A 26,797-nucleotide genomic window follows, 5' to 3' on the forward strand; every position below is an offset into this window, starting at 1 on the left:
TGCAGCCGCCCGCGGCGCCGGACGCGCCAGCTCGCACGCTCCCCACCATCATCAGTACGCGGTCTTCTGTCCGAGCACGCGTACAGCGGTCAGCACGATGATGCGGATATCCAGCCACAACGACCAACGGCGGATGTAGTCCAGGTCGTACTGGATACGCTTCTTCATCGTCCGCAGTTCCGGGGTCTCGCCACGGAAACCATTCACCTGCGCCCAACCGGTGATGCCCGGCTTGACGTAGTGACGCTGCATGTAATGGTTGATCAGCTTTTCGTAGTGCGTGTTGTGCTGAGCAGCATGCGGACGCGGCCCGACGATCGACATGCTGCCGCCCAGCACGTTGAAGATCTGCGGCAATTCGTCCAGGCTGCTGCGGCGCAAGAACGCACCGAAACGCGTGATACGTGCGTCGTTCTTGGTCGCCTGCTGAATCGTCGTGCCATGGTCGTCGTGCACACGCATCGAGCGGAACTTGAACATGTAGAACTCACGGCCACCCAGCCCATGACGGCGCTGGCGGAAGAACACCGGACCCGGCGAGCTCAACTTGACGCCCACTGCAATGGCGGCCATCAGCGGCCACAGGCCAAGCAGCGCGATGACGGCCAGGATCTTGTCCTGCAGCGCCTTGGCCACCACGAAGTAATTGTCGCGGTCCACACCACCCTGACGCAGATTGATCACCGGCACATTGCCGATCTGTTCGCCAGACTGATTCAGCAGACCGAAATCGAACAGGTCAGGTACCAGCTTGACGTTGATCGGGTAACGGTCCAGGCGCTGCAACAGCTGCTTGATGTGGTCGCGTTCGCCCAGCGGCAGCGAGATCCAGACCTGTTCGACCTGGTTTTCCTTCAGATAGTCGATCAGCGCGTCCGGCTCGCCCAGGCACGGCAGCGACTGACGCTGTTCGGTCACGGCAATGTCGTATGGGGTACGGAAATAACCGACCAGGTTCATGCCGACCCACGAGTTACGGCTCAGGTAGTGGTTGATTTTCATCACCGGGTGGCGCAGCCCCACCACCACCACACGTTGCACGTCCACGCCTTGGGTACGCAGATGGTTCAGAAAGCCACGCAGCACCGTGCGTGCCGCCACCAGCGAGGCCAGGCCACCGACGAACCACAGGCCGATCCAATCGCGCGACACCTGCTCGCCCACCTGCACGATCAGCGCATGCACGGCAAACAGCGCGAACACGCCGCCGAACGCACCGCCCAGCACCATCAGTTCGCTCAACAAGCCACGGCCGCGCCAGCTGCGGTACAGCGGGAACAGCGCAAAGCAGATCACCGAATACAGCAGCGTGGTGGCGATCGCCAGCCGATACGGCGCCGCCGGCACCCAGGAACCAAACACGATGCGGTAAGCGACCAGACCGGACACCACCACCATGGTCAGGTCGAACACGCGCAGAACCAGATCGGCCGCAGCCGAATATTTGGACAACAATCGCGGCGAGGAAGTTGTGTAGGTCGCGCTACTCAAGTCTGCCAAAAGCATGGGGATGTCCTCCAAACTCGATACGACGCATGCGGGGGAACATTACGAATCGCACGCGAGCTTTCAATCATCTCCGCCAAGCGATCACCGCGGTAAACCTACCGACCCCAGATCACTCGACAGCCCTTTGTTTCAACAGAGACAAACTTTCAAACGAAGGAGCCCGAAACATACGGGATCCCACCTTTTCCACGCTGAATCAGTTGTCACTTTAATTAACCAACGTTTTGCAACATCACGATGTCAGTTCAGCCGCGTTTCCTGGCCATTGACGCGCAAGAAGTACCGCACGAGCGCCACAGCCAAACCTAGGAATACGCCAAAGATCAGGCCCAAGGCGAGGTTCAATTTCAGTTTCGGCGAAGTCTTCGACGTAGGCACATCTGCGGTATCGACGATGGTCACGTTGTTGGCGCCAACATTGCCTGCCACGCCGATTTCCTTGTAGCGCTGAAGAAGCGCATCGTAGAGCTGGCGGTTGGTGTCGACGTCGCGCTTGAGCATGTTGTAACGAATGCTGCGGCCCTGCAGATCCAGCTCGTTGTTCCGCAAACCGGCGATGCGCTCGTTGAGCAACTGCTCTTGATGCACCGACGCATCGTAGGTCGCCTTCAGCGACTGGCGCACATTGACGACCTCGCCGTTGATCTGCCGACGCGACTCTTCGATTTGCGCCTTCAGACGCTGCATTTCCGGGTAGTCCGGCTTGAAGGTCGATAGCTTCTGTTGGTATTCGGCGGTGAGACGCACCTGCTCGCTACGCAGGCTCTGGATCAACGGACTGCTGAGCACCTGCGGCAACGACATGCCATCGCCACTGGCTGCCTGGCGCCAGGCGGCCTCGGCCTTGATGCGGGCATCCTGCGCAGAAGCGAGCAAGGCGTTGAGATCGGTCAGGTTCTGAGCCGGCAACGAAGGTTTGTCGTCGCCCACCGACACAATCTGCTCGTCGGTCGAGTATGCAACCAGCGACTTTTCCGAGTCTTCGACCTTGCTGCGCAACTGCTCCAGTCGCTCGGCAAGGAACTTGGTCGCGAACGAGGACGCCTTCATGCGGCGTTCCTGCGTACTGATGATGAACATCTTTGAGTACGTGTTGGCGATCTTGGCCGACAGCACCGGGTCCGGGGAATCGTAATTGACGTAGACCAGGCGCGAATTGAGGATAGGCTCGACCACCAGACCGGCCAGCAACGTGTCGGTGAGGCTGCGCTCGACGATCGCCTGACGCGAATCGACCGATTTCCCCGCTTCGGGATTCTTCGCCGCGGCCTTCTCCAGCGCCTCGTCCACCTGGTCCTTGAACGCCGGCTCCTTGTCGAGCTTGGCTTCGCGGATCACGGCACGTGCCAACGAACGGCTCTGCAGCAACTGATACTGGGTCTGGTAGAAGTCGCGATCCTGCGGCGACTCTACCGGCATCAGGTTGTCGACATTCACCACGTTCAGCGAATCGCGTTCGATCTGCAGCGTGCTGGTCGCGCGGTACTTCTCCGGCATGAGCAACGTGATGGCCAGCGCCAGCAACAATGCCGCCAGTGCGATCGCGATAATCAACCAACGCTGCGATACCAGGGCGCGCCAGTAATCGAGCAACCCCACATCGGCAAGTTCGAGATGCCCATGACGCTGCGACGAAGAGGAACGATTGTCGGAATTCATGCTCATCGGTAAGCGCGCCACACCATCACAAGAGGAGTCAGTTCCAGCATGGTGCGCAACCACACGCGCGCATCCGAGCGGTACACCACGACGATGTCGCCGCCATAGATCTCAGGATCCGGATTGGTGCCCTTCTCGATTTCGGTCAGGTCGAACCGCGCGAGCATCTTTTGCCCGTTGACCATGCGAAACACGATGACATTGCCGCGGCTGGCGACCGTACTCACACCCTTGGCCTGCGCAATGGCTTGCTGCAAGGTCAGATTGGCGCCGATCACCGGATAGATGCCCGGCTCGTCGACCGCCCCGGTCACGGTGACGCGACGGCCGTTGGATTCCTGCACGAACACCGACACCTGCGGATTTTGCAGATAACCGTTGCGATACCGGTCGGCCACCATCTTTTCCAACTCACCGACGCCCATGCCGGCCGCATTCACATCGCCGATGAGCGGCAACGAAATATGGCCGTTCTGATCGATACGGACCTGCCGCTCCAGATCGTCGATCTGGAAGACCTTGACCAGCAACAGGTCGCCTGGCGAAAGCCGATACTCGGGCTGCACTGCCGACATTGCGAGCGGGTCAGGCAGCGGCAACGAGGTCGCCATGTCCTTACCGGTGCTGCAAGCGCCCAGTGTCATCGAGCAGATCAACGCCAGGCTGAGCGCTTGGCAAAATCGTCCGATCAGTTTCTTCATGCGTGTGGCTGGCTGCCTCGGTTGGGTGGGACAGGAGCTCGCGCAGCATTCAACCGGCCAAACGCGCCAGCACGAACGTACGACAGAGGATTCATCCCAGGACATCGGGATCACGACAGGTAACGCGTGTTGCACTGCACTATCGCACAGAAAAATCGCACCGCAAGAGACCGCACGCCATTTTTTTGACAGCGTTGGCCTATTTATTCAAGTTCGTCGATATCGCGTTAACGAACCGTGATCCACGTTTGAATCTGGAGAAAATGTTTCGGAGTGTTTTCGGACACTTAGCACCATTGCGTGATCCAAGTCCATAGCGAACCGGACTGCAGAAAGTGGACGCTAGTGCGCCGTTCATGCTGCATCGCGATATGCCGATATGCATATCCGCCCAAGAGGTCGCAGCCACAAAAATGCAATGTTGCGGCGCAACAAAAAAGCCCATGACAGGACGTCATGGGCTTGATGTTTGGTCGGGGTAGCCGGATTCGAACCGACGACCACTAGTCCCCCAGACTAGTGCGCTACCAGGCTGCGCTATACCCCGAAGATGCCGCGTTCCGCCGCGAGGCGGCCTGCGATTATAGCGGCTTTGTGAAACGTTTTCCTAGCGGCGCAGCAGTTGCAGGACTTCTTCCAGCTCCATCCGCACCTGCTTGATGATCTGATTGCTCAGCGCCGACTCGCTCTTGGCGCCTTCGCCTTCCAGACGCAAGCGCGCACCACCGATGGTATAGCCCTGCTCGTACAGCAGCCCGCGGATCTGACGCACCATCAGCACGTCATGGCGCTGGTAGTAGCGCCGGTTCCCGCGCCGCTTGACCGGCTCCAGGCTGGGAAACTCGGTTTCCCAATAGCGCAGCACATGCGGCTTGACGTCGCATAGCTCGCTCACCTCACCAATGGTGAAATAGCGCTTGGCCGGGATCGGCGGTAGCTCGCGATTACTGCCCGGATCCAGCATAAGCCTCCACCCGTTCCTTGAGTTTTTGGCCAGGGCGGAACGTCACGACCGTCCGTGCCGAGATCGGAATTTCTTCGCCAGTCTTGGGATTGCGACCGGGCCGTTGGTTCTTTCGCCGCAGATCGAAGTTGCCGAAACCCGACAGCTTCACCTGACGGCCCTGCTCCAGCGCATCGCGCAGCACATCGAAGAACGCGTCGACGAATTCCTTTGCCTCACGCTTGTTCAGACCGACCTCGTCGAACAGACGTTCGGCCATCTCCGCTTTCGTCAATGCCATGCCAACCCCCTGGTTACCGCCTCAACTCCGGATCCGGGCGCGATGCTCGCGCTCGATCACGGCCACCACATCGGCGACGACCGCATCGACGTCCCGGTCGGTGAGAGTGCGCGAGTTATCCTGCAAAATCAAGCCCATAGCAAGACTCTTGAAACCTGGCTCGACCCCTTGCCCGACATAGCGGTCGAACAATTGCACCTCACGCAACAATGGCCCGACCGTGGTGCGTACGCTGGCCGACACTGCCGCCCAGCTCACCTCGTCGGGCACCAGGAAGGCCAGATCGCGGCGCACCGAGGGGAAACGCGACAGCTCGCCGGCGCGCGGCAAGGTCCGCTGGACCAAGGGCATTAGCTGCAACTCGAACGCGATCACGTCCACGTCGATGTCCAGCGCCTTGGCCAGACGCGGATGCACCTGCCCGATCCAGCCGATACAGACGCCCTCGCGATAGATATCGGCCGACCGGCCCGGGTGCCCGAATGGCTGCGTCGACGGCTGGAACTCCAGCTGCGCGCCACTGGCCGCAGCCAGTGCCATCAGGTCGCCCTTCAAATCGTGGAAATCCACCTTGCGCGCTGGTTCGCCCCACTGCAGCGCCAGCGCATCGCCGCACACCGCCGCGGCAACGTGCTGCGATTCCCCAGGTGCTGCACCGGTATCGGCCGCAGCCGCGAACACCTTGCCCAATTCGAACAAGCGCACCCGCCCAGCCTGACGTGCAGCATTGCGGCCCAAGGTGGCGACCAGTCCCGGCAACAGGCGCGGACGCATGATCGCCAACTCCGCACTGAGCGGATTTGCCAGCGGCACCAGCCCTTCTGTGAGCTGCCAACGCTCCAGCAAGGCGGCATCGACGAAAGCGTAATTGATGGTTTCCTGCAGCTCGCGCGCCACCAGTTGGCGCCGCACGCTGAGCTCGTCCAGCTGGGTTTCGCTTGGCATCGCGATGCGACTGGCGCCACCAGGCAGCGTGGTCGGCACCCGGTCGTAACCGTGGATACGCGCCAGCTCTTCGATGAGATCTTCTTCGATGGCGATGTCGAAGCGACGGCTCGGCGCCATCACTTCCCAGCCTTCGGCAACCGCCTCGACGTGCATGCCGAGCGCACGCAGCATGCGCACGACGTCGGCATCGTCGATCTGGATACCGAGCACGCGTGCAATGCGCGCGCGGCGCAAGCGGATATGGACCGGCTGCGGCAGATGCTCCGGCAGCTGCGCATGCACCACCGGGCCAGGCGTACCACCGGCCAGTTCCAGCACCAGGCGCGTGGCCACTTCAATTGCCTGCGGCGGCAATGCCGGATCCACGCCACGCTCGAAGCGATGCCCGGCATCGGTATGCAGGCCGAGTTTGCGGCCGCGCCCCATGATGGCCGCAGGGTCGAAGTACGCCGACTCCAGGAAGACATTGCGCGTGGTTTCGGTGACGCGCGTGTCCAGCCCGCCCATCAAGCCGGCCAAAGCAACCGCACGCCCGGCATCGGTAATGGTCAGAAAACTGTCGTCCAGCGTGACCTGGCGCCCGTCCAGCAGCGCCAGCTGCTCGCCAGCGCGGGAACGGCGCACACCGATCGGGCCGTGCAAGGTCTCCAGGTCGAATGCGTGCATCGGCTGGCCCAGCTCCAGCATCACGTACTGGGTGATGTCCACCAGCAACGACACCGGACGCACGCCGCTGCGGCGCAGCCGCTCGGCCAGCCACACCGGCGTCTTGGCGGCCGGGTCGATCCCTTCGATCACACGACCGCAATAGCGCGGCGCATCCTTACCGGCGTCCAGTTCCACCGCCAGCGAGCGCGTGGACACCGGCGCCACGGCAACGGCGTCGAACGCCACCACTTCGCTGGCGCACGCGGCGGCCACGTCGAAGGCGATGCCGCGTACGCTGAAACAATCGGCGCGATTAGGGGTGAGCTTGATCTCGATGCTGGCATCGGGCAGGCCCAGATACTCGGCCAGCGCCTGCCCAACCGGCGCATCGTCCGGCAACTCGAACAGGCCCGACGCATCGCTGTCCAGACCCAGTTCCTTGGCCGAACACAACATGCCGTTGGACGCCACACCACGCAGCTTGGCCGCAGTGATGGTCAGCTCGCCGATCTTCGCGCCGACCAGCGCCAACGGCGCCACCAGACCCGCACGCGCATTCGGCGCGCCGCACACGATCTGCATCAGCTCGCCCTGCCCGGCATCGACGCTGCAGACCTGCAGACGATCTGCTTCGGGATGACGCACCGCCTCGACGATACGCGCCACCACCACCTGACCAAGCGACTCGCCCAGCGGCGTGACCTCTTCGACTTCCAGACCGATCGCCGTCAGCGTCGCGGACAGTTCATCGCGCGTGGCCTGGATCGGAACGTGGCTGCGCAGCCAATTTTCAGAGAATTTCATGAGAGGCCGAGAATCGGGAATGGGGAATGGGGAATCGCAAAAGCGGGGTTGTCAGGCCTTGGGGAGCGAACCGATGGAGCACATGGCTCTTACGATTCCCGATTCCCAACTCCTGATTCCCGCCATCAGGCGAACTGCCTAAGGAAACGCACATCGTTCTCGAAGAACGCACGCAGGTCGTTGACGCCATAGCGCAGCATCGCGAAGCGCTCCACGCCCAGGCCGAAGGCGAAGCCGGTGTAGCGCTCAGGGTCGATACCGACGCTGCGCAGCACGTTGGGGTGCACCATGCCGCAGCCCAGCACTTCCAGCCAGCGCGTGCTGCCGTCAGGCTGCTGCCAGGCGATATCCACTTCAGCGCCCGGCTCCACGAACGGGAAATAGCTGGGGCGGAAACGCATTTCGAAATCGCGTTCGAAGAACGCACGCACGAACTCGGACAAGGTGCCCTTGAGGTCGGCGAAGTTGGAATGCTCGTCCACCAACAGGCCTTCGACCTGATGGAACATCGGCGAGTGGGTCTGATCCGAATCGGAGCGATACACCTTGCCGGCCGCGATCATGCGCAGCGGCGGTTTGTGCGCATCCATGTAGCGCACCTGCACGCCCGAGGTATGGGTGCGCAGCAGGCGTCCGTCGCCGAAATAGAACGTGTCGTGCATCGCGCGCGCAGGATGGTGCGGCGGGAAATTCAGCGCTTCGAAGTTGTGCCAGTCGTCCTCGATTTCCGGGCCGTCCGACAGCTCGTAACCGAGCCGGGCGAAGATTTCGACGATGCGCTCCAGCGTGCGCGTCACCGGGTGCAGACCGCCGCGCTCGCTGCGGCGGCCCGGCAAGGTGACATCGATGCGCTCGCCGGCAAGACGGGCATCCAGCGCGGCGGTTTCCAGGGTGTGTTTGCGTTCTGACAACGCCGCGGTCAGCGCATCGCGCGACAGGTTGATCGCCTCGCCAGCCGCCTTGCGCTGCTCTGCCGGCAACGTCCCGAGCTGCTTGAGCTGGGCGGTAATGCTGCCGCTCTTGCCCAGCAATGCGACACGCAAGGCTTCCAGTTGGTCCGGCGTCTGCGCCGCGGCAACATCGGCCAGCGCGCGCTCGGTCAGGGATTGAATCTCACTCATTGCACTTGCGCCTCAACTGCTAGCCGAACGGTGTTTCCGGATACACCGGAACGCATTGTCACTGCATCGCTCTGTCATCGCCCGCTTGGCGACTTCGCAAAAACGCAAAAGGGGAAGGACTCGCGCCCTTCCCCCTGCATATCTGCTTTGTCCTCATCAGAAGCCGGCACAAGAATGTGCAAGCCCCTACGAGAAACTACCCTGTCAAAAGTCCGCACATGGATGTGCGGGCTCTTGCGAGGGACTCGCACTATGCCGCCAGCGCGCCCTTTGCCTTCTCGGCCAGCGCGGCAAAACCGGCGGCGTCGTGCACGGCGATATCGGCCAGCACCTTACGGTCCAGGGTGATGCCAGCCTTGAGCAGGCCATTCATGAAACGGCTGTAGCTCAAGCCGTTGATGCGGGCAGCCGCATTGATGCGGGTGATCCACAGCGAGCGGAAATTACGCTTCTTCTGCTTACGGCCAATGTAGGCGTACTGCTGTGCCTTGATGACCGCCTGCTTGGCAACGCGGAAGACCTTGCGGCGAGCGTTGTAGTAGCCCTTCGCCAGGGTCAGAATTTTCTTGTGGCGGCGGCGCGCCTGCACACCACGCTTTACTCGTGCCATGGTTCAGTCCTCAGAGATAGGGAAGCATACGATCGAGACGGCCTGCGTCCTCGGCACGGACGTGATTCGTCTGCCGCAGGTTGCGCTTCCGCTTGGTCGCTTTCTTCGTGAGGATGTGGCTACGGTTTGCGTGGCCGCACTTGTACTTGCCGGAGGCGGTCTTGCGGAAACGCTTGGCCGCCGCCCGGTTGGTCTTGATCTTGGGCATTGCAATGTCCTTGATGGTGTTTTGTCACTGACACGGGCGGCAGTCTTGCGACCACGCTTTCCATCCTTGCCCTTGCCTGCTTGTAAGTCCTTGATCGAACACGATCCGGACAGGTCCTGGTGCCACTCGCACGGCGCCCCGGTAAAACCGGGCCGCGCAGTCTACCCGTTAACGGGAATTGTTGCAAATCGTTGAGCTTGCGACGCAACGGACCGGCCGGGCCCGTTGCAGCGCCGAATCGGACCCTCAGACCTTCTTCTTGGGCGCGATCATCATGACCATCTGGCGCCCTTCCAGGCGAGGACGCGACTCGATGACGATGTCGTCGCCCAGATCGGCCTCGATCCGCGCCGCCATTTCGCGACCAAGCTCCTGGTGGCTCATTTCACGGCCACGGAAGCGGATGTTGACCTTGACCTTGTCGCCCTCTTCCAGGAAGCGGCGCATGTTGCGCAGCTTTATCTGGTAGTCGCCCTCGTCGGTGACCGGGCGGAACTTGAGTTCCTTGATCTCGACCTGCTTGGTCTTTTTCTTGGCCTCGTTGGCCTTTTTCTGCTGCTCGAACTTGAACTTGCCGAAATCCATGATCTTGCAGACCGGCGGATCGGCCTGCGGCTGGATTTCGACCAGATCCAGGCCTTCTTCTTCGGCCTTGGCGAGCGCTTCGTCGCGCGACAACACGCCGACCATCTCACCGTCGCTGCCGATCACGCGAACGCGCGGCACACGGATTTCTTGGTTCTTGCGGTTCTGTTTGTTGTCAGGGGTACTGATATTGCAATCTCCCAGAGGAATCGAACCGGCGCATCCGGATCATCCAGACCGGCCGGGGTTGGCTCACGCTGCCTGCTCTGCCTGCAGACGTTCGATGAAGGCCGAGACCGTCATGGTCCCAAGGTCCTCGCCTGAACGGGTCCGCACGGCGACAGCGCCATTTTCCTTCTCGCGGTCGCCGACCACGAGCAGATATGGCACGCGTTGCAGCGTATGCTCGCGAATCTTATAACCGATCTTCTCGTTACGCAAATCGGCGCTGACACGGAAGCCTTGATTTGCAAGGGTTTTCCGCACAGAGTCGACATATTCAGCCTGAGCATCGGTGATGTTGGCGACAACGACCTGCACCGGGGCCAGCCAGGACGGGAAGGCACCGGCGTGGTGTTCGATCAAAATGCCGATGAAACGCTCCATCGAGCCGACAATGGCCCGGTGCAGCATGACCGGATGCTTCTTCTGGCTGTTCTCGTCCACGTACTCGGCGCCGAGACGGCCCGGCATCATGAAATCGACCTGCATGGTGCCCAGCTGCCAGGTGCGACCGATGGCGTCCTTGAGGTGGTACTCGATCTTGGGGCCGTAGAAGGCACCCTCGCCCGGCAGTTCCTGCCATTCCACCCCGCACACGCCCAGCGCGCTGCGTAGCGCGGCCTCGGCCTTGTCCCAGGTGGCATCGTCGCCCAGGCGCTTTTCCGGACGCAGCGCAATCTTGATCTGGATGTCGTCGAAGCCGAACGCGGTGTAGACCGCCAGCGCCTGCTGGTGAAAAGCGGTGACTTCGGATTCGATCTGCGGTTCCAGGCAGAACACGTGCCCGTCGTCCTGGGTGAAGCCGCGCACGCGCAGGATGCCATGCAGCGCGCCGGAGGGCTCGTTGCGGTGGCAGGCGCCGAACTCGCCGTAGCGGATCGGCAGGTCGCGGTAGCTATGCAGGCCCTGGTTGAACACCTGCACGTGGCCGGGGCAGTTCATCGGCTTGACTGCGTAGGTGCGCTTCTCCGATTCGGTGAAGAACATCGCGTCCTGGTAGTTGTCCCAGTGGCCGGATTTCTGCCACAGCGACACGTCCAGGATCTGCGGGCAGCGCACTTCACCGTAGCCGCTGTCGCGGTAGACCTTGCGCATGTACTGCTCGACCACCTGCCACAGCGACCAGCCCTTGGGGTGCCAGAACACCAGGCCGGGCGCTTCTTCCTGCAGGTGGAACAGGTCCTGCGCCTTGCCGATGCGTCGATGGTCGCGCTTGTCGGCTTCTTCCATGCGCAGGATGTAGGCGTCCAGCTGTTTCTTGTCGGCCCAGGCGGTGCCGTAGATGCGCTGCAGCTGCTCGTTCTTGGCGTCGCCGCGCCAGTAGGCGCCGGAGATGCGGGTCAGCTTGAACGCCTTGAGGAAGCGCGTATTCGGCACGTGCGGGCCGCGGCACATGTCCACGTATTCCTGGTGGTAGTACAGGCCCATCGCGGTGATGTCCTCGGACATGTCCTCGATCAGGCGCAGCTTGTACTCCTCGCCGCGCTGGGCGAATACCTCGATCACTTCCGCGCGCGGAGTGACCTTCTTGATCACGTCGTAATCCTGCGCGATCAGTTCCTGCATGCGCTGCTCGATCGCGGCCATGTCTTCGGGCGTGAACGGGCGCTCGCTGTAGATGTCGTAGTAGAAGCCTTCGGCGATGACCGGGCCGATCACCATCTTGACCTCGGGATACAGCTGCTTGACCGCGTGCCCGACCAGGTGGGCGCAGGAGTGGCGGATGATCTCCACGCCCTCGGCGTCCTTGGCAGTGATGATGCGCAGGCTGGCGTCGTGGTCGATGACGTCGCTGGCATCGACCAGCTGGCCGTCGACCTGGCCGGCGATGGTGGCCTTGGCCAGGCCGGCGCCGATCGACTGGGCGACCTGCATCACCGAGACGGGGGATTCGAATTCGCGGCGGCTGCCGTCGGGGAGCGTGATATTGATCATGGGCAAGAATGAGGTCTGGTCTGGCTGCAGCGGTCGGCTGCCATGGGAGATCTGGCCATTGCTGGACAGGATCGGAGGAGAATGCGGGACGTGAGGCAAGACGGCGCCATGCAGGCGCTCTGCGCGCTGGCGCAGGCAGGGATCAGCGGTGGGCGGTGGTAGTGCTCATGTCGCACGCTGGGCCGGCGCGGGGCGCGGGCCACCTTCTCGCAGGGGGTCTTGGGCATGAATGGTAAACCAATCAGACGCCCGCTGCGTACGGCGGCACGGCGCTGGCAGGCGCATGGCATGATGCCGGCCACCTGTCCTGCCGTTGCCAATCATGACCATCAAGGGTAAAGCCACCTCGCTGGATATCGCCTACCTGGCCGGCGTGTCGCAGCCGACCGTGTCGCGCGCACTCCGCGGCAGCCCGATGGTCAACGAGGAAACCCGCAAGCGCATCCTGCGCATCGCCCGCGAGCTGAACTACAAGGTCGACAAGAACGCCTCCTCGCTACGGCTGCGCAATGCCGGCACGCTGGCACTGCTGTTCTTCGAAGACCCCACTGCCGACGACTCGCTGATCAACCCGTTCTTCCATTCGATGCTGGGCTCGATCACCCGTGCCTGCGCGCTGCAGGGCTACGACCTGCTGGTGTCGTTCCAGCAGTTGTCCAAGGATTGGCAGGCCGATTATGAAGACAGCAACAAGGCCGACGGCATCATCCTGCTGGGCTATGGCGACTATCAGCAATCGCGCCAACGGCTGCAGCTGCTGGTCGAGCAAGGCACCCACTTCGTGCGCTGGGGCGCGGCCCTGCCCGGCCAGCCCGGCATTTCGATCGGCAGCGACAATTACCAGGGCGGGCTGGACATTACCGACCATCTGCTGGCGCAGGGCTGCCGGCGCATCGCGTTCCTCGGACACGCGTCCAACCACTACCCCGAATTCGAAGAACGCTACCGCGGCCATGCCACGGCGCTGGCGCAGCACGGCCTGGTAGCCGACCCGGCGCTGCAGTTCGATGCGATCACCACCGAGTTGTCCGGTTACTCCGCGTGCCTGGCCCTGCTGGACAGCGGCAATGCGTTCGATGCGGTCTGCGCAGCCAGCGATCTGATCGCGATCGGTGCGATGCGCGCCCTGCGCGAGCGCGGCCTGCGAGTGCCGCAGGACGTGGCGGTCAGCGGCTTCGACGATATTGCGTTGGCGGCGTCGGTTGCGCCGGCGTTGTCGACCGTGCAGCAGGACACCAAGCAGGCCGGCACACTGCTGGTGGAAAGTCTGGTTGCCTTGATTCGCGGCGAAGCGGCGCAGAGCCGCACGATTCCGGTGCGCCTGGCGCTACGCGATTCCTCGCGCAGCAGCGGGCTGCAGCCGCCACTGGGTTGGGCGCCGTCCGGCGCAGAGGCCGGCGATGCGATGACGGGTCGAGCGGCGGATGGGGCGGTCAGGGGCTGATTCGGGATCGGGACCCGGGACAGCGCGCCGGTTGGGTTGCGAGATCTCGCAACCCGCTGGGTGCGTCGTAGGAGCGCCCGCGGGCGCGACGCGTTACCGGTAATGCCTGATCGCGCCCAGATGCGCTCCTACCTGTTGCGCGCGTCGCGCGCGGCCTGCTCGGCCATCTGCAGGTCGAGCTGCTGGCGCAGGGCCGGGTCGGTGATCGGCGCATCCGACAGCAACACGCGCACGCCATGCGCCGGCACCGCTGTTGCGAAACCACGCTGCACCTGCAACTGCTCGCCATTGATCGCATCGCGCCATGCGCCGGGCTGCAGGAAGCGCGTCACTTGAATGGTGGCTGCGGTATCGGCCTTGTTGAGCAGCACCAATGCGGTTTGGGTTGTGCCAGCATGCTGATAGACGCGCAGGAACGCGGCTTGATTGCCGTGCAACTGCACATCGACCTGCACGCCACGCTGCAATGCCGGGGTGTTGCGACGCACCTGGGCGATGCGTTGCAGCGGGCCGAAGATCGGGCTCTGCGGTGCGGTACGAATGCGCTCGACGCCGAAGTAATTGCGGTTGCCGGCATGTTCGGCACGCCCACGCATGAAGCCGATTTCCGAGCCGTAATAGATCACCGGAATGCCGCGGGCGGTGAACAACCAGTTGTGCGCATCGATAAACCCGTTATCGCTGGCATCCAGACGCGCCATGTCGTGGTTGTCGTAGAAGCTCATCAACGCGTAGGGGTTCGCATAGGGCCCTTGACGCAGGAACAAGGGCGCGGCGAGTTTTTCGAAGCCGGCCTGTTCATGACCGAATACCGCGGCAAGCTGCTGTTTCAGCGGGAAATCCAGCACGCTGACGCCGGCATTGCGCGTCCAGGTATGCCCGGCGATCTTGTTGGCGTCGTAATCGAAGGCTTCGCCGAACATGAAAAAGCCCGGGCGTTTTTCACGTATGCGCGCCACGAAGGCATGCCAGAAGCGATCCGGCATCCAGCCGATGGTATCGATGCGAAACGCATCGGCGCCCTGCTCCATCCACTGCAGGTATGCGCCGGCCAGATAATCCAGCACCGCCGGATTGTTTTCGTTGAGGTCGGACAATTCCGCCAGGCCGCCGCCGGTGTTGTAGAAGGCATGCAATGGGTTGTGCTGCGGATCCAGTTGCGCGGGCGCAAGGTTCTGGTGGTCGGCGACCAGCCGCCCCTGTGCATCGTAGAGCTTGCCAAAGCCGGGCTGCGCCTGCGGCATGGTGTAGGCCGGCGAACCATGGTTCCCCACGATGTCCAACACGACCTTCAGCTTGCTGGCGTGCATGGCACGGGTAAAGCCGGCGAAATCCAGGCCCGGGCTGGGCAGATGTTCGTCGAGCGTGTAGAAGTTGACGCCCCAATAGCCGTGATAGCCGGTCTTGCCATGGTCGCTGAGCGTGCTGCCGCAGGTGATCGGCTTGCCGCCGGTAAACGCTTCGTCGGGGTTGTCGACGATCGGGGTGATCCACACCGCCCCGAAGCCCAGGTCGCGGATGTAATCGGCATGCTCGACGATGCCCTTGAAGTCGCCACCGAGATAGCCGATGTTGTCCTCGCTGCCGTCGGCGCATGGTGTGGGCACATCGAAGGTGCGATGCGCACCGCCCTGATCGCGATGGTCGTTGCCGGTATCGCCGTTGACGAAGCGGTCGGTCACCACGAAGTACACCGCCTCGGCGGCGAACGGCTCCAGGGTGCCGTAGTAGTCCTTGGCTGCAGGCGCCGCCATCGCCACGCCTGCGTACATCGTCAACGCTACATACATCGCACTGCGCATCATTGCCCTCCCGAGGCCACTGGAACCCGCACCACGCACACCCCTGCAATCAACAGGCTGAGCCCGCCAATGGCCAATGCATAGATCGGCTGCCCGCCCAGCCATACGCGCAGCACAAAGCCCAGCGCGCTGGCCGCGACCAACTGCGGAATCACGATAAAGAAATTGAAGATGCCCATGTACACGCCCATCTTGGGAGCGGGCACGCTGTCTGACAGCAAGGCATATGGCAGCGACAGGATCGAGGCCCAGGCGAAGCCGACACCCAGCATCGACAGCAGCAACCACTGCGGGTCGCGGATGACCAGCATCGACAACAAGCCGGCGGCACCCAGCCACAGATTGCACAGATGGCTCCAGCGCAAGCCGATCGCACGCACCAGCAGCGGGATTACCACTGCAGCCAATGCAGCAAACCCGTTATAGGCGCCGAACAACACGCCGACCCAGTTTGCGCCATCGTTGTAGGCCGCCGAAGCGGTGTCGCTCGCACCGAAATGCACCTGCGTCACCGCGGCAGTGGTGTAGATCCACATCGCAAACAAGGCAAACCACGAGAAGAACTGCACCCAGGCCAGGCGACGCATCGTCATCGGCATGCTGCGCACGTCCTGCACGATCGCCACCAGCATGCTGGTGGCGGGCAACATGCGGGCCAAGGCAAGCAAGACGCCGTAGGCGAAACACAACCCGGCCAGCACATACAGCATGCGGTCGCCGTGCTGCCAGGCGATGGCCGCGGCGAGCAACACGCCCAGACCGCACCACAGCACGCTCGCCATGGATGTCGGCACCATGCCAGTGCTTACCGCCTGCGCGAGAGGCGGATGCGCATCGTCAAAACCGGCAAGCTGCTCTGGGCTGTACTCGCGCGTGCGCAGCACCGTCCAGGTGATCGACAGGAACAGCACCGCTGCACCGAGGTAGAACGCGTAGCGCACGCTGTCGGGCAACTGGCCTGGCGGCGCGGTGTTGGCAATGCCCCAATGGGTCAGCAGCCAGGGCAGAAAACTCGCGACGATCGCGCCGATGCCGATGAAGAAGCTCTGCATTGCATAGCCGGTCGGCCGTTGCGACGGCGGCAACTGGTCGCCCACCAGCGCACGGAAAGGCTCCATCGAGATGTTGATCGATGCATCCAGCACCCACAGCGTGCCGGCGGCCACCCAGAGCATCGGCGCGTTGGGCATCACCAGCAAGGCCAGCGTGGTAAAGACAGCGCCCACCATGAAATAGGGACGCCGGCGACCCCACGGAGTCCAGGTACGATCGGACAGGTAACCGATGACCGGTTGCACGACCAGGCCGGTGAGCGGTGCAGCAATCCACAGGCCGGGCACGTCGTCGACCTGCGCGCCCAGGGTCTGGAAGATGCGGCTGGCATTGGCGTTCTGCAGTGCGAAGCCGAACTGGATGCCGAGAAAGCCGAAGCACATGTTCCAGATCTGCCAAAAATCCAAGCGTGGCTTGGCGGTCATGGCGCAACCTCCACGCGTGCTGCAGGCCCGACCAACAACGCACTGACCTGCGCAGCGTTGACCACGCCATCGCGGCCGCCGCGACCGCCGTTGTACCGCGCAAAGTGCGCCAACGCGCTCATGTTGAAGCCGTTCTCTAGCCGGAACGTGCAGGCCTGCCCCGCCACCGCATCGAAAGTGACCTGCGTGGAGAGCTGCTCGCCCACGCTATGCGGCATCACGATGACCTGCGATTGCGCGGGTTTGCCTGGGCATTCCAGCACCAGCTGTTTGACCGCGGCGGTGACCCCGGTATTGATCGGGCCGTTGTCGTTGCGGTACCGCAGCGACACCCGATGCACGCCTGCACGTGCGGGACGCCAGCTCCAGCGCTGGCTGCCTGGCAACCGCTGCAGTGGGCCGAGCGTCAACGATGGGCTATGCAGCGACTCCAGACCATCGCGCCGCCGGGTCAGGCTGAGCATATGCAACACGCCATCGTCGGGAAGATCCCAGTGCGCGCTGGCATCGAGTGCGCGGCCGTCCAGATACAGCGTTGTTCCTTCCGGAATACCGATGCGATACGTGTTGCCGAGCTGTTGCGCGACCGGCGCCTGTGGCGTCTGCGGTGCGAACACCTGCTCCGGTCGCGGCGGCGGCGTGAGGTCGGCATTGCGCCCAACCAACTGCACCAGCGTGGTCTGACCCTGCCGTTCGATGCGTCCTGCCACCAGCAACTCACCGGTATCGTTCGCCGGGCGCTGCAGCACGTAACGGCGTGCGCCCTGTTCCAGCACGATCTGCTTGGCCTCGCCAAACAACAGGGGTAGCAAGGACCGCGGCAACTTCGGCTGTACGTTGCCAGCGGCCGACAGGCCGAACACACCCTCCCGCACTGCAGACAGATAGCCCGCCACCGACCACAGCTGGCGTGGCGAGTTCACCACCGGACCACTGCGTGCGCCCTCTTCCACGTGCACCGCAAGGCTCTGCATCTCGTAGTTTTCCATGTTGGAGCCCGCCAGCGCGCTACCGCGCATCAGCGATTGCAGCTCCAACGCGATGCGTGGCGCATCGTCCAGCGCGCGTGCGGCGCGTAGCGCATAGGCACTGACGAACGGCCAGACAGCGCGGTTGTGGTAGATCGGCTGCGCGGCCTCTTGCGGCCACACAACCGGGCTGCCACCCGCGACCATCGGGTAATTGCGCAACGCAAGGCGTGCCCGCTGTGGCGGAAACACATCGGCCAGCACGCCTAGCGAGAGGCCGAGCAGATCCACCTTGGCGTAGCGCACCGGATGCGCTGCGCTGCCGAGATAGCTGACGTATTGGCTGCTGCGCGCATCCCAGAAACGCCCGTCGATGGCCTGGCGCAGTGCATCGGCCCACTGCGCGTACTGCGCAGCGCGTGCATCGCCATGCTGGCGCGCCAACTGTTCGGCCAGCCGCAATGCCTGGTAATGCAGCACGTTGGTGGAGAGCGCAAAGGATTCGGCAATGAAGCGCACGTCCTCGCGCGTCCAGTCCGGGTAGGTCTGTTCTCGCCAATCCAGAAACGAGGTTTCGCCGCGGTAGAGGCCGATCTGCGCATCGAACACGGCATGGCGGTCCTGCGCGATCGTTGCCTGTAGCGCCTGCCAGACCTCTTCGGCAAACGGTTTGTCGTCCAGCAGGCCGCGTGCGGCAAAGAACCACACCACTCGGTCGCTACTGATCGGCCAACTGCCGCCGGAGCCGGTGTCCTGCGCCACGAACAGTCCCGGCGTGCGCCCATCGCGTGCGGCAGAGAGCTTGAAGCGCAGTGCGTTGCGCGTGCGCTCCGGCTCCAGCTGCGCCAACGCAAGATCGGCCGCAAAACTGACATCGCGCGTCCACACGTAGGGCCAGCGCTCGCCGGTTTCGAAGCAGGCGCACGGCACCGGCTTGCCAGCGTTGAAGGCGGGGTCGCGGATCGCCTCGACCCGGTCATCGGCCATTTCCTGCTGTGCCAGCGCGAACAAGGCGTCGAACAGCGGGCTGGCGGTGTGCGTGCGCATCGGTTGTGCCGCAATGCGGCGTTCGCCTTGCGGCCAGCGCAACACGAAGCTGCCATCGTCCAACGCCTGCGCTTGGGCCCGGCGTCCTTGAAATTCCAGTTCGTCGGCCAGTGCCGGCGAGCTTGCCGCAACGCCCAGCGTTGCAGCCATGCAGATCATCTTCAACATCGAAGCGGCAAGACAGCTTGCGCCGTCGGCCTTCCTCCCTCGTTGCACGCGTTGTGGTGCGCGGCACGGACGTGCCACGGGCGCGGACCCTCCCAAGTGCCGTCCGCCATGGTAGACGCGCACTTCGCTGTTCCGCACCACTGCATACGTATTCATGGGTTTCCAGCAGTGCGCACCACGGCGTATCCACAGCGATGCACTGCATAGTCACTGCTTGCGCAACGGTCACCTTGGGAGGTGTTATGCCGCTGTCTTCACGTCGAGCGCACTCGACACTGGGCGCCGCATGGATCGCCCAGCTGCTGGTCCTCACGCTGTTCGGCGGTGCTGCGCCGCAGCTGCATGCCGAAGTCACCACCGTCAGCGTGGAGTCGCCGAACAAGGTGTTGCAGGTCAGCCTTGACGTGGATGGCGGCACGCCTTATTACCGCGTGCAGCGCCTGGGCGAGGCGGTGGTGCAACGCTCGCGACTGGGCTTCGAGCTACGCGACGGCCGGCTGGACCGCGGCATGGTCGTACTTGCACAGACACGTCAAAGTCACGACGACACCTGGGAGCAGCCCTGGGGCGAAACGCGGCTGGTGCGCAATCACTACAACGAATTGCGCGTGAGCCTGGGCGAGCGCGACGGTGCGCAGCGCACCTTTGACGTGATCTTCCGCGTCTACGACGATGGGTTGGGCCTGCGCTACCACTTCCCCAAGCAAGCAGGCATACGCGAGGCGATCATCGACGAGGAAGTGACCGAGTTCGCCATCGCGCAACCCGCCGATGCCTGGTGGATTCCCGCAGGCGAGCCGATCCACTACGAATATCTGTATCGGCACACGCCGTTGAATCAGGTTGCGCTGGCGCATACGCCGCTCACCCTGCGCACCGACAGCGGGCTGCACATCGCACTGCATGAAGCGGCGTTGGTCGACTACGCCGGCATGTGGCTGCGCCGCACCGACAACCAGCGCCTGCGCGCGCAGCTGTCGCCGGCTGCCGAAGGCTGGAAGGTGCGCCGCAGCCTGCCCTTCGATACGCCATGGCGCACGCTGCAGATCGCCGATCAGGCCACCGGCCTGGTGGAATCCAACCTCATCCTCAACCTCAACGAGCCCAACCAGCTGGGCGACGTGAGCTGGATCAAGCCGTCCAAGTACGTGGGCGTGTGGTGGTCGATGCATCTCAATCAACAGACCTGGGCCACCGGGCCCAAACACGGCGCAACCACCGCGACGACAAAACGCTACATCGATTTCGCCGCCGACCACGGCTTTCGCGGCGTGCTGGTCGAAGGCTGGAATCCCGGCTGGGACGGGGAATGGTTCGGCAATGGCGGTAGCTTCGATTTCACCCGGTCCACGCCGGATTTCGACCTGCCAGCATTAACCAGGTACGCCGCCGCCAAGGGCGTGCATCTGATCGGCCATCATGAAACCGGGTGCGCAGTGGACCATTACGAAGATCAGATCGCCGAGGCGATGGACTTGTATGCGCGCTTCGGCGTGGACTCGGTCAAGACCGGCTATGTCTGCGACGACGGCCAGGTGGAACGTCGCAACCCCGCGGGCGGCAACCCGCTGCGCGAATGGCACGACGGGCAATGGATGGCGCGTCACCACCTGCACGTGGTGCAGGAGGCGGCGCAGCGCCACATCGCGGTCAATGCGCACGAACCCATCAAGGACACCGGGCTGCGCCGTACCTATCCCAACTGGATCTCGCGCGAAGGCGCGCGCGGCATGGAATACAACGCCTGGGGCCAGCCGCCCAATCCGCCCGAGCACGAAGTCAACCTGGTGTTCACCCGGCTGCTCGCCGGGCCGATGGATTACACGCCCGGCATCGTCAGCCTGAAGGGCCGCAACGGCCAGGCGGTTCCCAGCACGTTGGCGCGTCAGCTGGCGCTGTATGTGACGCTCTACAGCCCGATCCAGATGGCCGCCGATCTGCCCGAGCACTATCTGCAACACCGCGATGCGTTTCGCTTCATCGAAGACGTCGCGGTGGACTGGGACCAGACCCGCGCGCTGAATGGCGAAGTGGGCGATTACGTCACCATCGCACGCAAGGACCGGCACAGCCGCGACTGGTTCCTGGGCAGCATCACCGACGAGCACGGCCGCCTGCTGCGGGTGCCGCTGGGCTTTCTCGAACCTGGCGTGCGCTACACCGCGCAGATCTATCGCGATGGCGACGGCGCGGACTATGCCAGCAACCCGTTCGCCTTCGTGCGCGAAGAACGTCAGGTCGGTAGTGCCGATACGTTGGAGCTGCGTCTGGCACCGGGTGGTGGTCAGGCCATTCGCTTTGTTCCGGTGGGTGGCAAACGCTGATTACGACACCGCTTTGGCGCCAACGCGCACAGCCAGCACGATCGATCGCACGGCGCAGCAGTCCCAGCGCCGTTGCGCATCGCGCATCATGTCGTTGCTGAGCGCAATCACCGCGCTGTTGTCGGCATGGCCCTGGATGGAATCGATTTCATCGCGCGACGCCGCAGTGAATACGTATGCAGTGCACGTTTGCACCCAGGTGCGGTGTCTACCATACGTCGCAGTCGTGACGTCCATCGTGGCACGCGACGCATGACATCCAGGCATCTGCCGGATCAAAAATCAAAAACAACATGTACCTGGGAGGGGAAAATGTTGAAGCACAAGCGCTCTGCGCTGAGTATCGCCCTGGCCGTTGCCATGGCACCGACATGGGCCGCCGCGCAAACGGCAGCGCCTGCACACGCAAACGACACCCCACAAGGCGCGTCCGAACAGACTGCTGGCGCGGTCACCGACTTGGACAAGGTCCAGGTCACCGGCTTGCGCCGCGCGATCGAAGGCGCCATCTCGGTCAAGCGCGATTCCACTTCGATCGTGGAAGCCATTTCAGCCGAAGACATCGGTCGCCTGCCTGACGTCAGCATCGCCGAATCGCTGGCGCGCCTGCCCGGCCTGGCTGCGCAACGCGTTGCCGGCCGTGCGCAGGTCATCAGCGTACGTGGCCTGTCACCGGACTTTTCCACCACGCTGCTCAATGGGCGCGAAGTGGTCAGCACCGGCGACAACCGCAGCGTGGAATTCGACCAATATCCATCCGAACTGGTCAGCGGCGTCACCGTCTACAAGACCCCCGATGCCGGCCTGGTCGGTCAAGGCTTGTCGGGCACCGTGGACATGCAGACCGCCCGCCCGCTGAGCTACAACGAGCGCGTGATCGCCATCGGTGGCCGCTATCAGCGCAACTCCTTGGGCAAGGCCGCCAACGTCGACCCGTACGGCAACCGCTTCAATGTCAGCTACATCGACCAATTCGCAGACCGCACCATCGGCCTGACCATCGGTTACGCGCACACCGACATGCCGATCCAGGAAAACCAGGTGGGCCTGTACGAACCGTGGCAGCAGGTCAACGCGCAGCGGCAGCGTCCTGGCGTCGCAGATGGCGTGTATTTCTCCGATGGCATCAAGGCCCTGCGACGCACCGGCAATCAGAAGCGCGACGGCGTCATGGCCACGCTGCAGTATCGCCCGTCCAATGCCTGGACCAGCACGCTCGATGCCTTCCACACCGAAGCCGAGCAGATCGACACCGCCAACCAGTTCGAGCTCAACCTGAGCAACTACAACGGCGGCTACACGCCCGGCCTGAACATCAGCAACGTGCGCGTCAACGATCGCAATACCTTCGTCGGCGGCGATGCCAGCGGCGTCTATCCGTTGGTGCGTGGCATGTACAACAAGCGCGAAGACAAGATCGACGCCTTCGGCTGGAACAACGAAATCACAGCCGGCTCCGTCAAGATCGTCGCGGACCTGAACTACTCCAAGGCCACTCGCGACGAACTGAACCTGGAAAACAATCTTCAGCGCGCCCCCATGCCGCAGCTGGACACCGTGGGCGTGTCGGTTGTCGGCAACGGCTTCTCGCAGCTGTCGCCGGGCATGAATTATTCCAATCCGGATGAGCTGTTCCTCACCAACACCATCTACGGCTCAGGCTACGGCAAAGTGCCGCGCGTGGAAGACGCGCTCAAGGGCGCGCGCCTGCAGGCCAGCTTCCCGATGCCCGAAGCGCTGAGCTGGTTCTCGGATCTGGATGTGGGCGTCAACTACGCCAATCGCGAAAAGCAGAAGACCCAGCCCGAAGGCAATATCACCCTGGGCGCGCAGGGCGAGGCCACGGTGGCGGCGGACCTGCAATACGCACCGGTCAATCTCGGCTTCGCCGGTCTCGGCTCCCTGCCAGCATGGAATGTGCCGGCGACAGTGGCGCGCTACATGTTGTTCAACCCCAGCGACGACGCCTCGTTCCTGGTATCCAAGGCCTGGACGGTGGAAGAAAAAATCACCACTGCCTGGCTGCGTGCGAACATCAATACCGAATGGGGCGAAGTGGGTGTGCGCGGCAATATTGGCGTGCAGCTGCAAAGTGCAGACCAGTCCTCGCAGGCCAACTACTGGGACGCCTCGCAGCCGGCCGGTAGCGAAGTGCGGCCCATCGACGATGGCAAGACCTACCGCGACTGGCTGCCCAGCTTGAACCTGGCCTTCCAGTTCCCGTACGAGCAGACGTTGCGCTTTGCGATGGCCAAGCAGGTCGCACGCCCGCGCGTGGATCAACTGCGTGCCTCGCTGGAATTCGGTGTCGACACCTCGACCGGGCGCCCCGGCGCCAGCGGCGGCAACCCCATGCTGGATCCGTGGCGCGCCAATGCCCTGGACATCTCCTACGAGAAGTATTTTGCCGACCGTGCTTACGTGGCCGCGGCGTTCTTCTACAAGGACCTCAAGAGCTACATCTACACCCAGAGCCGCGACAACTACGATTTCTCCGCACTGGTGGCCGGCTACGTGCCGTCGCCGGGCTCTGCCCCGGTGCTGACCACCGGCACCTTCAGCGCCCCGTTCAACGGCAAGGGCGGCACTTTGCGCGGTGTCGAACTCACCGCCTCGCTGCCGCTGGAGCTGATCTTCGCGCCGTTGGAAGGCTTCGGCATCCAGGCCAGCGCCACCTTCAACGACAGCGACGTCAAGATCCGCGACCCGGAAAGCGCCTCCAGCGTGGGCGACGGTGAAATCAGCCTGCCCGGCTTGTCCAAGCGCGTCTACAACCTGACCGCCTACTACGAGCACAAGGGCTTTGAAGCACGTGTCAGCCAGCGCCGGCGCTCGGACTTCATCGGCGAAATCGGCAATTTCAACGGCAACCGCACGCTGCGCTACGTGGTCGGCGAAAACATCACCGACGCACAAATCAGCTACAACTTCAGCGAAGCCAGCAGCCTGTCCGGCCTGACCCTACTGCTGCAGGCCAGCAACCTCAGCAACTCGCCGTATCGCACGTACGCAGAAACCAAGGACCGTCCACTGGAATACATCGAGTGGGGCCGCACCATTGTGTTGGGTGTGAATTACAAGTTCTGAGCCATTGCAGGAACAGATAGCGGGCTGTTTGCCCCTCTCCCTCCGGGAGAGGGCTTGGGGTGAGGGTACGGATTCCACGCCAATTCCCTCAGCATCCAAGAAGCCCTGCTTTCACCTGTTGGTAGATCTCCCGTCAGGAGCGATGGTCTATTACGCGGAATGCAGTCAAAATGTCTCGCTCTAGAACCTCAAAATCTCCAACGAAGAAAAGCCGCCGGCTAGACACCGGCGGCTTTTCTTTGAACCGCATCTCCCATTCGGGTCGAATCTTTCGGTACAGGTTGGAAGGATCGGGCGCAATGCCGACACACGCACACTTTGCTTCCTGCAGTTCCTAGCGCAAGACATCCTCTGGAAATTCAGCCACGTCATCGCCCCAGAGTGTCGCTTTTGCAATCGATCTTCATCAGGCAGCCGCTTCCCTGAAATTGATGAACCGAGAAGAGATACATCACCATCTCCTGCGGCGGCACCACTCCATAACCTATCTTGACTTGCCGACCAGGCACCGCGCGTCGCATGCACGCTAACTCGGCTCTCACAACCCACCACAAAAAGCGAGGCATCCGGCCGTCGCGCCAGGGTGTGGGTCAGCCAGCCGTTGTTCGACGATGTCTCGCCGGTATCAATCAAACATGCTCATAAAGCTCTCTGTGAAGCGACCGCGTCACTGCCCGCCCATTGCGCAAACCACAGCATGCCCCGGCAAGCGCACGCGGCCATGCTCGATCACGCCACGCTCCACCCCCGGCACATCGATCTGGCGCCATGCACCCGCAGGCAGTGCCAGCTCGGTGATGTCTGCAGACAAATTGAACGCCAACAGCATGACCTGGCCCGCATGCTCACGCCGGAACATCAGCACCGGCTCTGCGATGTCGTAGAACGCGATCGCCCCTTCGAGCAGGGCCGGCATGCTCCTGCGCCAACTCAGAAATGCCCGCACTGCGCGCAGCACAGACTGGGCATCGTCCTGCTGCACACTCACTGCAGCCAGACGATGCGGCTCGGACAACGGCAACCACGGCTTGCCGCTGGTGAAACCCGCCGACGGCGCATCGGTCCACGGCATCGGCGTACGGCATCCATCGCGGCCCTTGAAGGTCGGCCAGAACGTGATGCCGTACGGATCCCGCAGATCCTCGAACGCCACATCCGCCTCGCCTAGCCCAAGCTCCTCGCCCTGGTACAGGCAAACCGAGCCACGCAACGAACATAGCAGCGCAACTACCATGCGAGCGAACGCAGGCGACGCATCTTCACCGCCCCAACGCGTCACCGCACGCACCACATCGTGGTTGGAAATGGCCCAGCACGGCCATCCTTCCAACATGGTGGCCTCGAGCCTGCTGACCGTTCCGCGGATGTACGCCGCGCTGTAATCCTGCACCAACAGCTCGAAGCTGTAGCCCATGTGCAAGCGGCCCTTGGCGGTGTATTCGGCCGTGGTCGCCAGCGAGTCTTCCGAAGAGATTTCGCCCAGGCTTACCGCATCCGGATAGCGATCGAGCAGCGCACGCAGGCGCTCCAGGAACGCCAGGTTCTCCGGCTGCGTGTTGTTGAAGTAGTGGTACTGATAGGCGTACGGATTGTCCGCGCTAAAGCCACGCCCCACCCGCTTGTCGGCCGGCTTGGCCGGGTTATCGCGCAGCTGCGCGTCATGGAAGCAGAAGTTGATCGCGTCCAGGCGAAAGCCATCTACTCCACGATCCAACCAGAACCGCACATTGTCCAGGGTTGCCTGCTGCACCTCCGCATTATGGAAATTGAGGTCCGGCTGATCGACCAGGAAGTTATGCAGGTAGTACTGCTCGCGCCGCGGCTCCCACTGCCACGCCACACCACCGAACAGCGACAACCAGTTGTTGGGCGGCGTTCCGTCCTCGCGCGGATCGGCCCACACATACCAATCCGCCTTCGCATTGGTCCGGTCCTGCCGGCTTTCCTGGAACCACGCATGTTCGATCGAGGTGTGGCTCAACACCTGATCGATCATCACCTTCAGGCCAAGCGCATGCGCCCTGTCGAGCAGACGGTCGAAATCGTCCAGCGTTCCGAACAACGGATCCACCGCACGGTAGTCCGCGATGTCATAGCCGAAATCTGCCATCGGCGACTTGAAAAACGGCGAGATCCAGATGGCATCCACGCCCAGCCCAGCGATGTAGTCGAGCTTGGCGATGATGCCCGGCAGATCGCCGACCCCATCGCCATTGGAATCCGGAAAGCTACGCGGATAGATCTGATAGATGACGGCCCCGCGCCACCATGGTGTCTGCAACATG

18 protein-coding genes, 1 tRNA gene and 1 pseudogene are annotated in these 26,797 nt (G+C 63.0%); 3 read left to right on the forward strand and 17 right to left on the reverse strand.

Features of this window, described 5'->3' with window-relative positions:
- Positions 1 to 51: 51 nt before the first annotated feature.
- The 12 genes from AMD14_RS13595 to thrS form a co-directional block, all read right to left on the reverse strand.
- Positions 52 to 1,506 carry an undecaprenyl-phosphate glucose phosphotransferase gene (locus AMD14_RS13595; protein WP_011051689.1) on the reverse strand — a complete coding sequence of 485 codons (1,455 nt, stop codon included), beginning with the start codon at positions 1,504 to 1,506 and terminating at the stop codon, positions 52 to 54.
- Between the two features lie 243 nt (positions 1,507 to 1,749).
- Complete coding sequence (locus tag AMD14_RS13600; RefSeq protein ID WP_016848777.1) at positions 1,750 to 3,189, reverse strand: GumC family protein; 1,440 nt, start codon at positions 3,187 to 3,189, stop codon at positions 1,750 to 1,752.
- Positions 3,171 to 3,869, reverse strand: coding sequence for a polysaccharide biosynthesis/export family protein (locus tag AMD14_RS13605; RefSeq protein WP_003484841.1), 699 nt, complete (start codon positions 3,867 to 3,869; stop codon positions 3,171 to 3,173). Before AMD14_RS13605 ends, AMD14_RS13600 begins: the two co-directional genes overlap by 19 nt.
- 470 nt (positions 3,870 to 4,339) lie before the next feature.
- Positions 4,340 to 4,416 (reverse strand) — tRNA-Pro (locus tag AMD14_RS13610).
- 60 nt (positions 4,417 to 4,476) lie between these two features.
- The gene (locus AMD14_RS13615; protein WP_005914014.1) at positions 4,477 to 4,833 is read right to left on the reverse strand and encodes a MerR family transcriptional regulator; all 357 of its coding nucleotides are present in this window, start codon (positions 4,831 to 4,833) and stop codon (positions 4,477 to 4,479) included.
- Complete coding sequence (locus AMD14_RS13620) at positions 4,814 to 5,113, reverse strand: integration host factor subunit alpha (protein WP_002811076.1); 300 nt, start codon at positions 5,111 to 5,113, stop codon at positions 4,814 to 4,816. Before AMD14_RS13620 ends, AMD14_RS13615 begins: the two co-directional genes overlap by 20 nt.
- A 21-nt stretch (positions 5,114 to 5,134) precedes the next feature.
- Positions 5,135 to 7,513, reverse strand: a complete 2,379-nt coding sequence (gene pheT / locus AMD14_RS13625; RefSeq protein WP_011051692.1) for a phenylalanine--tRNA ligase subunit beta — start codon at positions 7,511 to 7,513, stop codon at positions 5,135 to 5,137.
- A 125-nt stretch (positions 7,514 to 7,638) separates the two neighbouring features.
- Entirely contained in the window at positions 7,639 to 8,634 is a 996-nt protein-coding gene (pheS, locus tag AMD14_RS13630) for a phenylalanine--tRNA ligase subunit alpha (protein ID WP_005930228.1), read from the reverse strand.
- 250 nt (positions 8,635 to 8,884) lie between these two features.
- On the reverse strand, positions 8,885 to 9,244 hold the full coding sequence (gene rplT / locus AMD14_RS13635; protein WP_003484828.1) for a 50S ribosomal protein L20: 360 nt from the start codon (positions 9,242 to 9,244) through the stop codon (positions 8,885 to 8,887).
- A 10-nt stretch (positions 9,245 to 9,254) separates the two neighbouring features.
- Positions 9,255 to 9,452 (reverse strand): 50S ribosomal protein L35, encoded by a 198-nt coding sequence (rpmI, locus tag AMD14_RS13640; protein WP_002811096.1) that lies wholly within the window; start codon positions 9,450 to 9,452, stop codon positions 9,255 to 9,257.
- A 246-nt stretch (positions 9,453 to 9,698) separates the two neighbouring features.
- Complete coding sequence (infC, locus tag AMD14_RS13645; RefSeq protein ID WP_077708941.1) at positions 9,699 to 10,241, reverse strand: translation initiation factor IF-3; 543 nt, start codon at positions 10,239 to 10,241, stop codon at positions 9,699 to 9,701.
- A 48-nt stretch (positions 10,242 to 10,289) separates the two neighbouring features.
- Positions 10,290 to 12,194 (reverse strand): threonine--tRNA ligase, encoded by a 1,905-nt coding sequence (gene thrS, locus AMD14_RS13650; RefSeq protein WP_011051693.1) that lies wholly within the window; start codon positions 12,192 to 12,194, stop codon positions 10,290 to 10,292.
- Between the two features lie 322 nt (positions 12,195 to 12,516).
- On the opposite strand from thrS, the gene AMD14_RS13655 reads away from it, so the two are divergent.
- A complete protein-coding gene (locus AMD14_RS13655; RefSeq protein WP_011051694.1) occupies positions 12,517 to 13,638 on the forward strand; it encodes a LacI family DNA-binding transcriptional regulator in 1,122 nt (373 codons plus the stop codon).
- Between the two features lie 128 nt (positions 13,639 to 13,766).
- Here AMD14_RS13655 and AMD14_RS13660 read toward each other — a convergent pair whose 3' ends face one another.
- The 3 genes from AMD14_RS13660 to AMD14_RS13670 are packed head-to-tail and all read right to left on the reverse strand — an operon-like array spanning position 13,767 to position 19,101.
- Positions 13,767 to 15,392: an alpha-amylase family glycosyl hydrolase gene (locus AMD14_RS13660; RefSeq protein WP_011051695.1), complete on the reverse strand. Its 1,626-nt coding sequence runs from the start codon at positions 15,390 to 15,392 to the stop codon at positions 13,767 to 13,769.
- A gap of 47 nt (positions 15,393 to 15,439) precedes the next feature.
- Positions 15,440 to 16,918, reverse strand: coding sequence for an MFS transporter (locus AMD14_RS13665; RefSeq protein WP_011051696.1), 1,479 nt, complete (start codon positions 16,916 to 16,918; stop codon positions 15,440 to 15,442).
- The gene (locus AMD14_RS13670) at positions 16,915 to 19,101 is read right to left on the reverse strand and encodes a glucosidase family protein (protein ID WP_011051697.1); all 2,187 of its coding nucleotides are present in this window, start codon (positions 19,099 to 19,101) and stop codon (positions 16,915 to 16,917) included. The genes AMD14_RS13665 and AMD14_RS13670 overlap by 4 nt, the downstream gene beginning before the upstream one ends.
- Before the next feature lie 242 nt (positions 19,102 to 19,343).
- On the opposite strand from AMD14_RS13670, the gene AMD14_RS13675 reads away from it, so the two are divergent.
- Positions 19,344 to 21,425, forward strand: a complete 2,082-nt coding sequence (locus tag AMD14_RS13675; protein WP_011051698.1) for a glycoside hydrolase family 97 protein — start codon at positions 19,344 to 19,346, stop codon at positions 21,423 to 21,425.
- On the opposite strand, the pseudogene AMD14_RS24875 reads toward AMD14_RS13675, so the two are convergent.
- Positions 21,426 to 21,720 (reverse strand): annotated as a pseudogene (locus AMD14_RS24875) (hypothetical protein).
- Between the two features lie 17 nt (positions 21,721 to 21,737).
- Between AMD14_RS24875 and AMD14_RS13685 the strand changes: the two are divergent.
- The gene (locus AMD14_RS13685; protein WP_015463361.1) at positions 21,738 to 24,512 is read left to right on the forward strand and encodes a TonB-dependent receptor; all 2,775 of its coding nucleotides are present in this window, start codon (positions 21,738 to 21,740) and stop codon (positions 24,510 to 24,512) included.
- A gap of 667 nt (positions 24,513 to 25,179) precedes the next feature.
- On the opposite strand, the gene AMD14_RS13690 is transcribed toward AMD14_RS13685, so the two are convergent.
- On the reverse strand, positions 25,180 to 26,796 hold the full coding sequence (locus tag AMD14_RS13690; protein ID WP_011051701.1) for an alpha-amylase family glycosyl hydrolase: 1,617 nt from the start codon (positions 26,794 to 26,796) through the stop codon (positions 25,180 to 25,182).
- Position 26,797 lies beyond the last annotated feature (1 nt).

The sequence above is a fragment of the Xanthomonas citri pv. citri genome, from assembly GCF_000961215.1.
Taxonomy (GTDB): domain Bacteria; phylum Pseudomonadota; class Gammaproteobacteria; order Xanthomonadales; family Xanthomonadaceae; genus Xanthomonas; species Xanthomonas cissicola.

Coding starts and splice junctions, on each gene's coding strand:
- AMD14_RS13595 (WP_011051689.1), bottom strand. CDS start 1,506: ATGCTTTTGGCAGACTTGAGTAGCGCGACCTACACAACTTCCTCGCCG.
- AMD14_RS13605 (WP_003484841.1), bottom strand. CDS start 3,869: ATGAAGAAACTGATCGGACGATTTTGCCAAGCGCTCAGCCTGGCGTTG.
- AMD14_RS13615 (WP_005914014.1), bottom strand. CDS start 4,833: ATGCTGGATCCGGGCAGTAATCGCGAGCTACCGCCGATCCCGGCCAAG.
- AMD14_RS13620 (WP_002811076.1), bottom strand. CDS start 5,113: ATGGCATTGACGAAAGCGGAGATGGCCGAACGTCTGTTCGACGAGGTC.
- pheT (WP_011051692.1), bottom strand. CDS start 7,513: ATGAAATTCTCTGAAAATTGGCTGCGCAGCCACGTTCCGATCCAGGCC.
- pheS (WP_005930228.1), bottom strand. CDS start 8,634: ATGAGTGAGATTCAATCCCTGACCGAGCGCGCGCTGGCCGATGTTGCC.
- rplT (WP_003484828.1), bottom strand. CDS start 9,244: ATGGCACGAGTAAAGCGTGGTGTGCAGGCGCGCCGCCGCCACAAGAAA.
- rpmI (WP_002811096.1), bottom strand. CDS start 9,452: ATGCCCAAGATCAAGACCAACCGGGCGGCGGCCAAGCGTTTCCGCAAG.
- thrS (WP_011051693.1), bottom strand. CDS start 12,194: ATGATCAATATCACGCTCCCCGACGGCAGCCGCCGCGAATTCGAATCC.
- AMD14_RS13655 (WP_011051694.1), top strand. CDS start 12,517: ATGACCATCAAGGGTAAAGCCACCTCGCTGGATATCGCCTACCTGGCC.
- AMD14_RS13660 (WP_011051695.1), bottom strand. CDS start 15,392: ATGGCGGCGCCTGCAGCCAAGGACTACTACGGCACCCTGGAGCCGTTC.
- AMD14_RS13665 (WP_011051696.1), bottom strand. CDS start 16,918: ATGACCGCCAAGCCACGCTTGGATTTTTGGCAGATCTGGAACATGTGC.
- AMD14_RS13670 (WP_011051697.1), bottom strand. CDS start 19,101: ATGTTGAAGATGATCTGCATGGCTGCAACGCTGGGCGTTGCGGCAAGC.
- AMD14_RS13675 (WP_011051698.1), top strand. CDS start 19,344: ATGCCGCTGTCTTCACGTCGAGCGCACTCGACACTGGGCGCCGCATGG.
- AMD14_RS13685 (WP_015463361.1), top strand. CDS start 21,738: ATGTTGAAGCACAAGCGCTCTGCGCTGAGTATCGCCCTGGCCGTTGCC.
- AMD14_RS13690 (WP_011051701.1), bottom strand. CDS start 26,796: ATGTTGCAGACACCATGGTGGCGCGGGGCCGTCATCTATCAGATCTAT.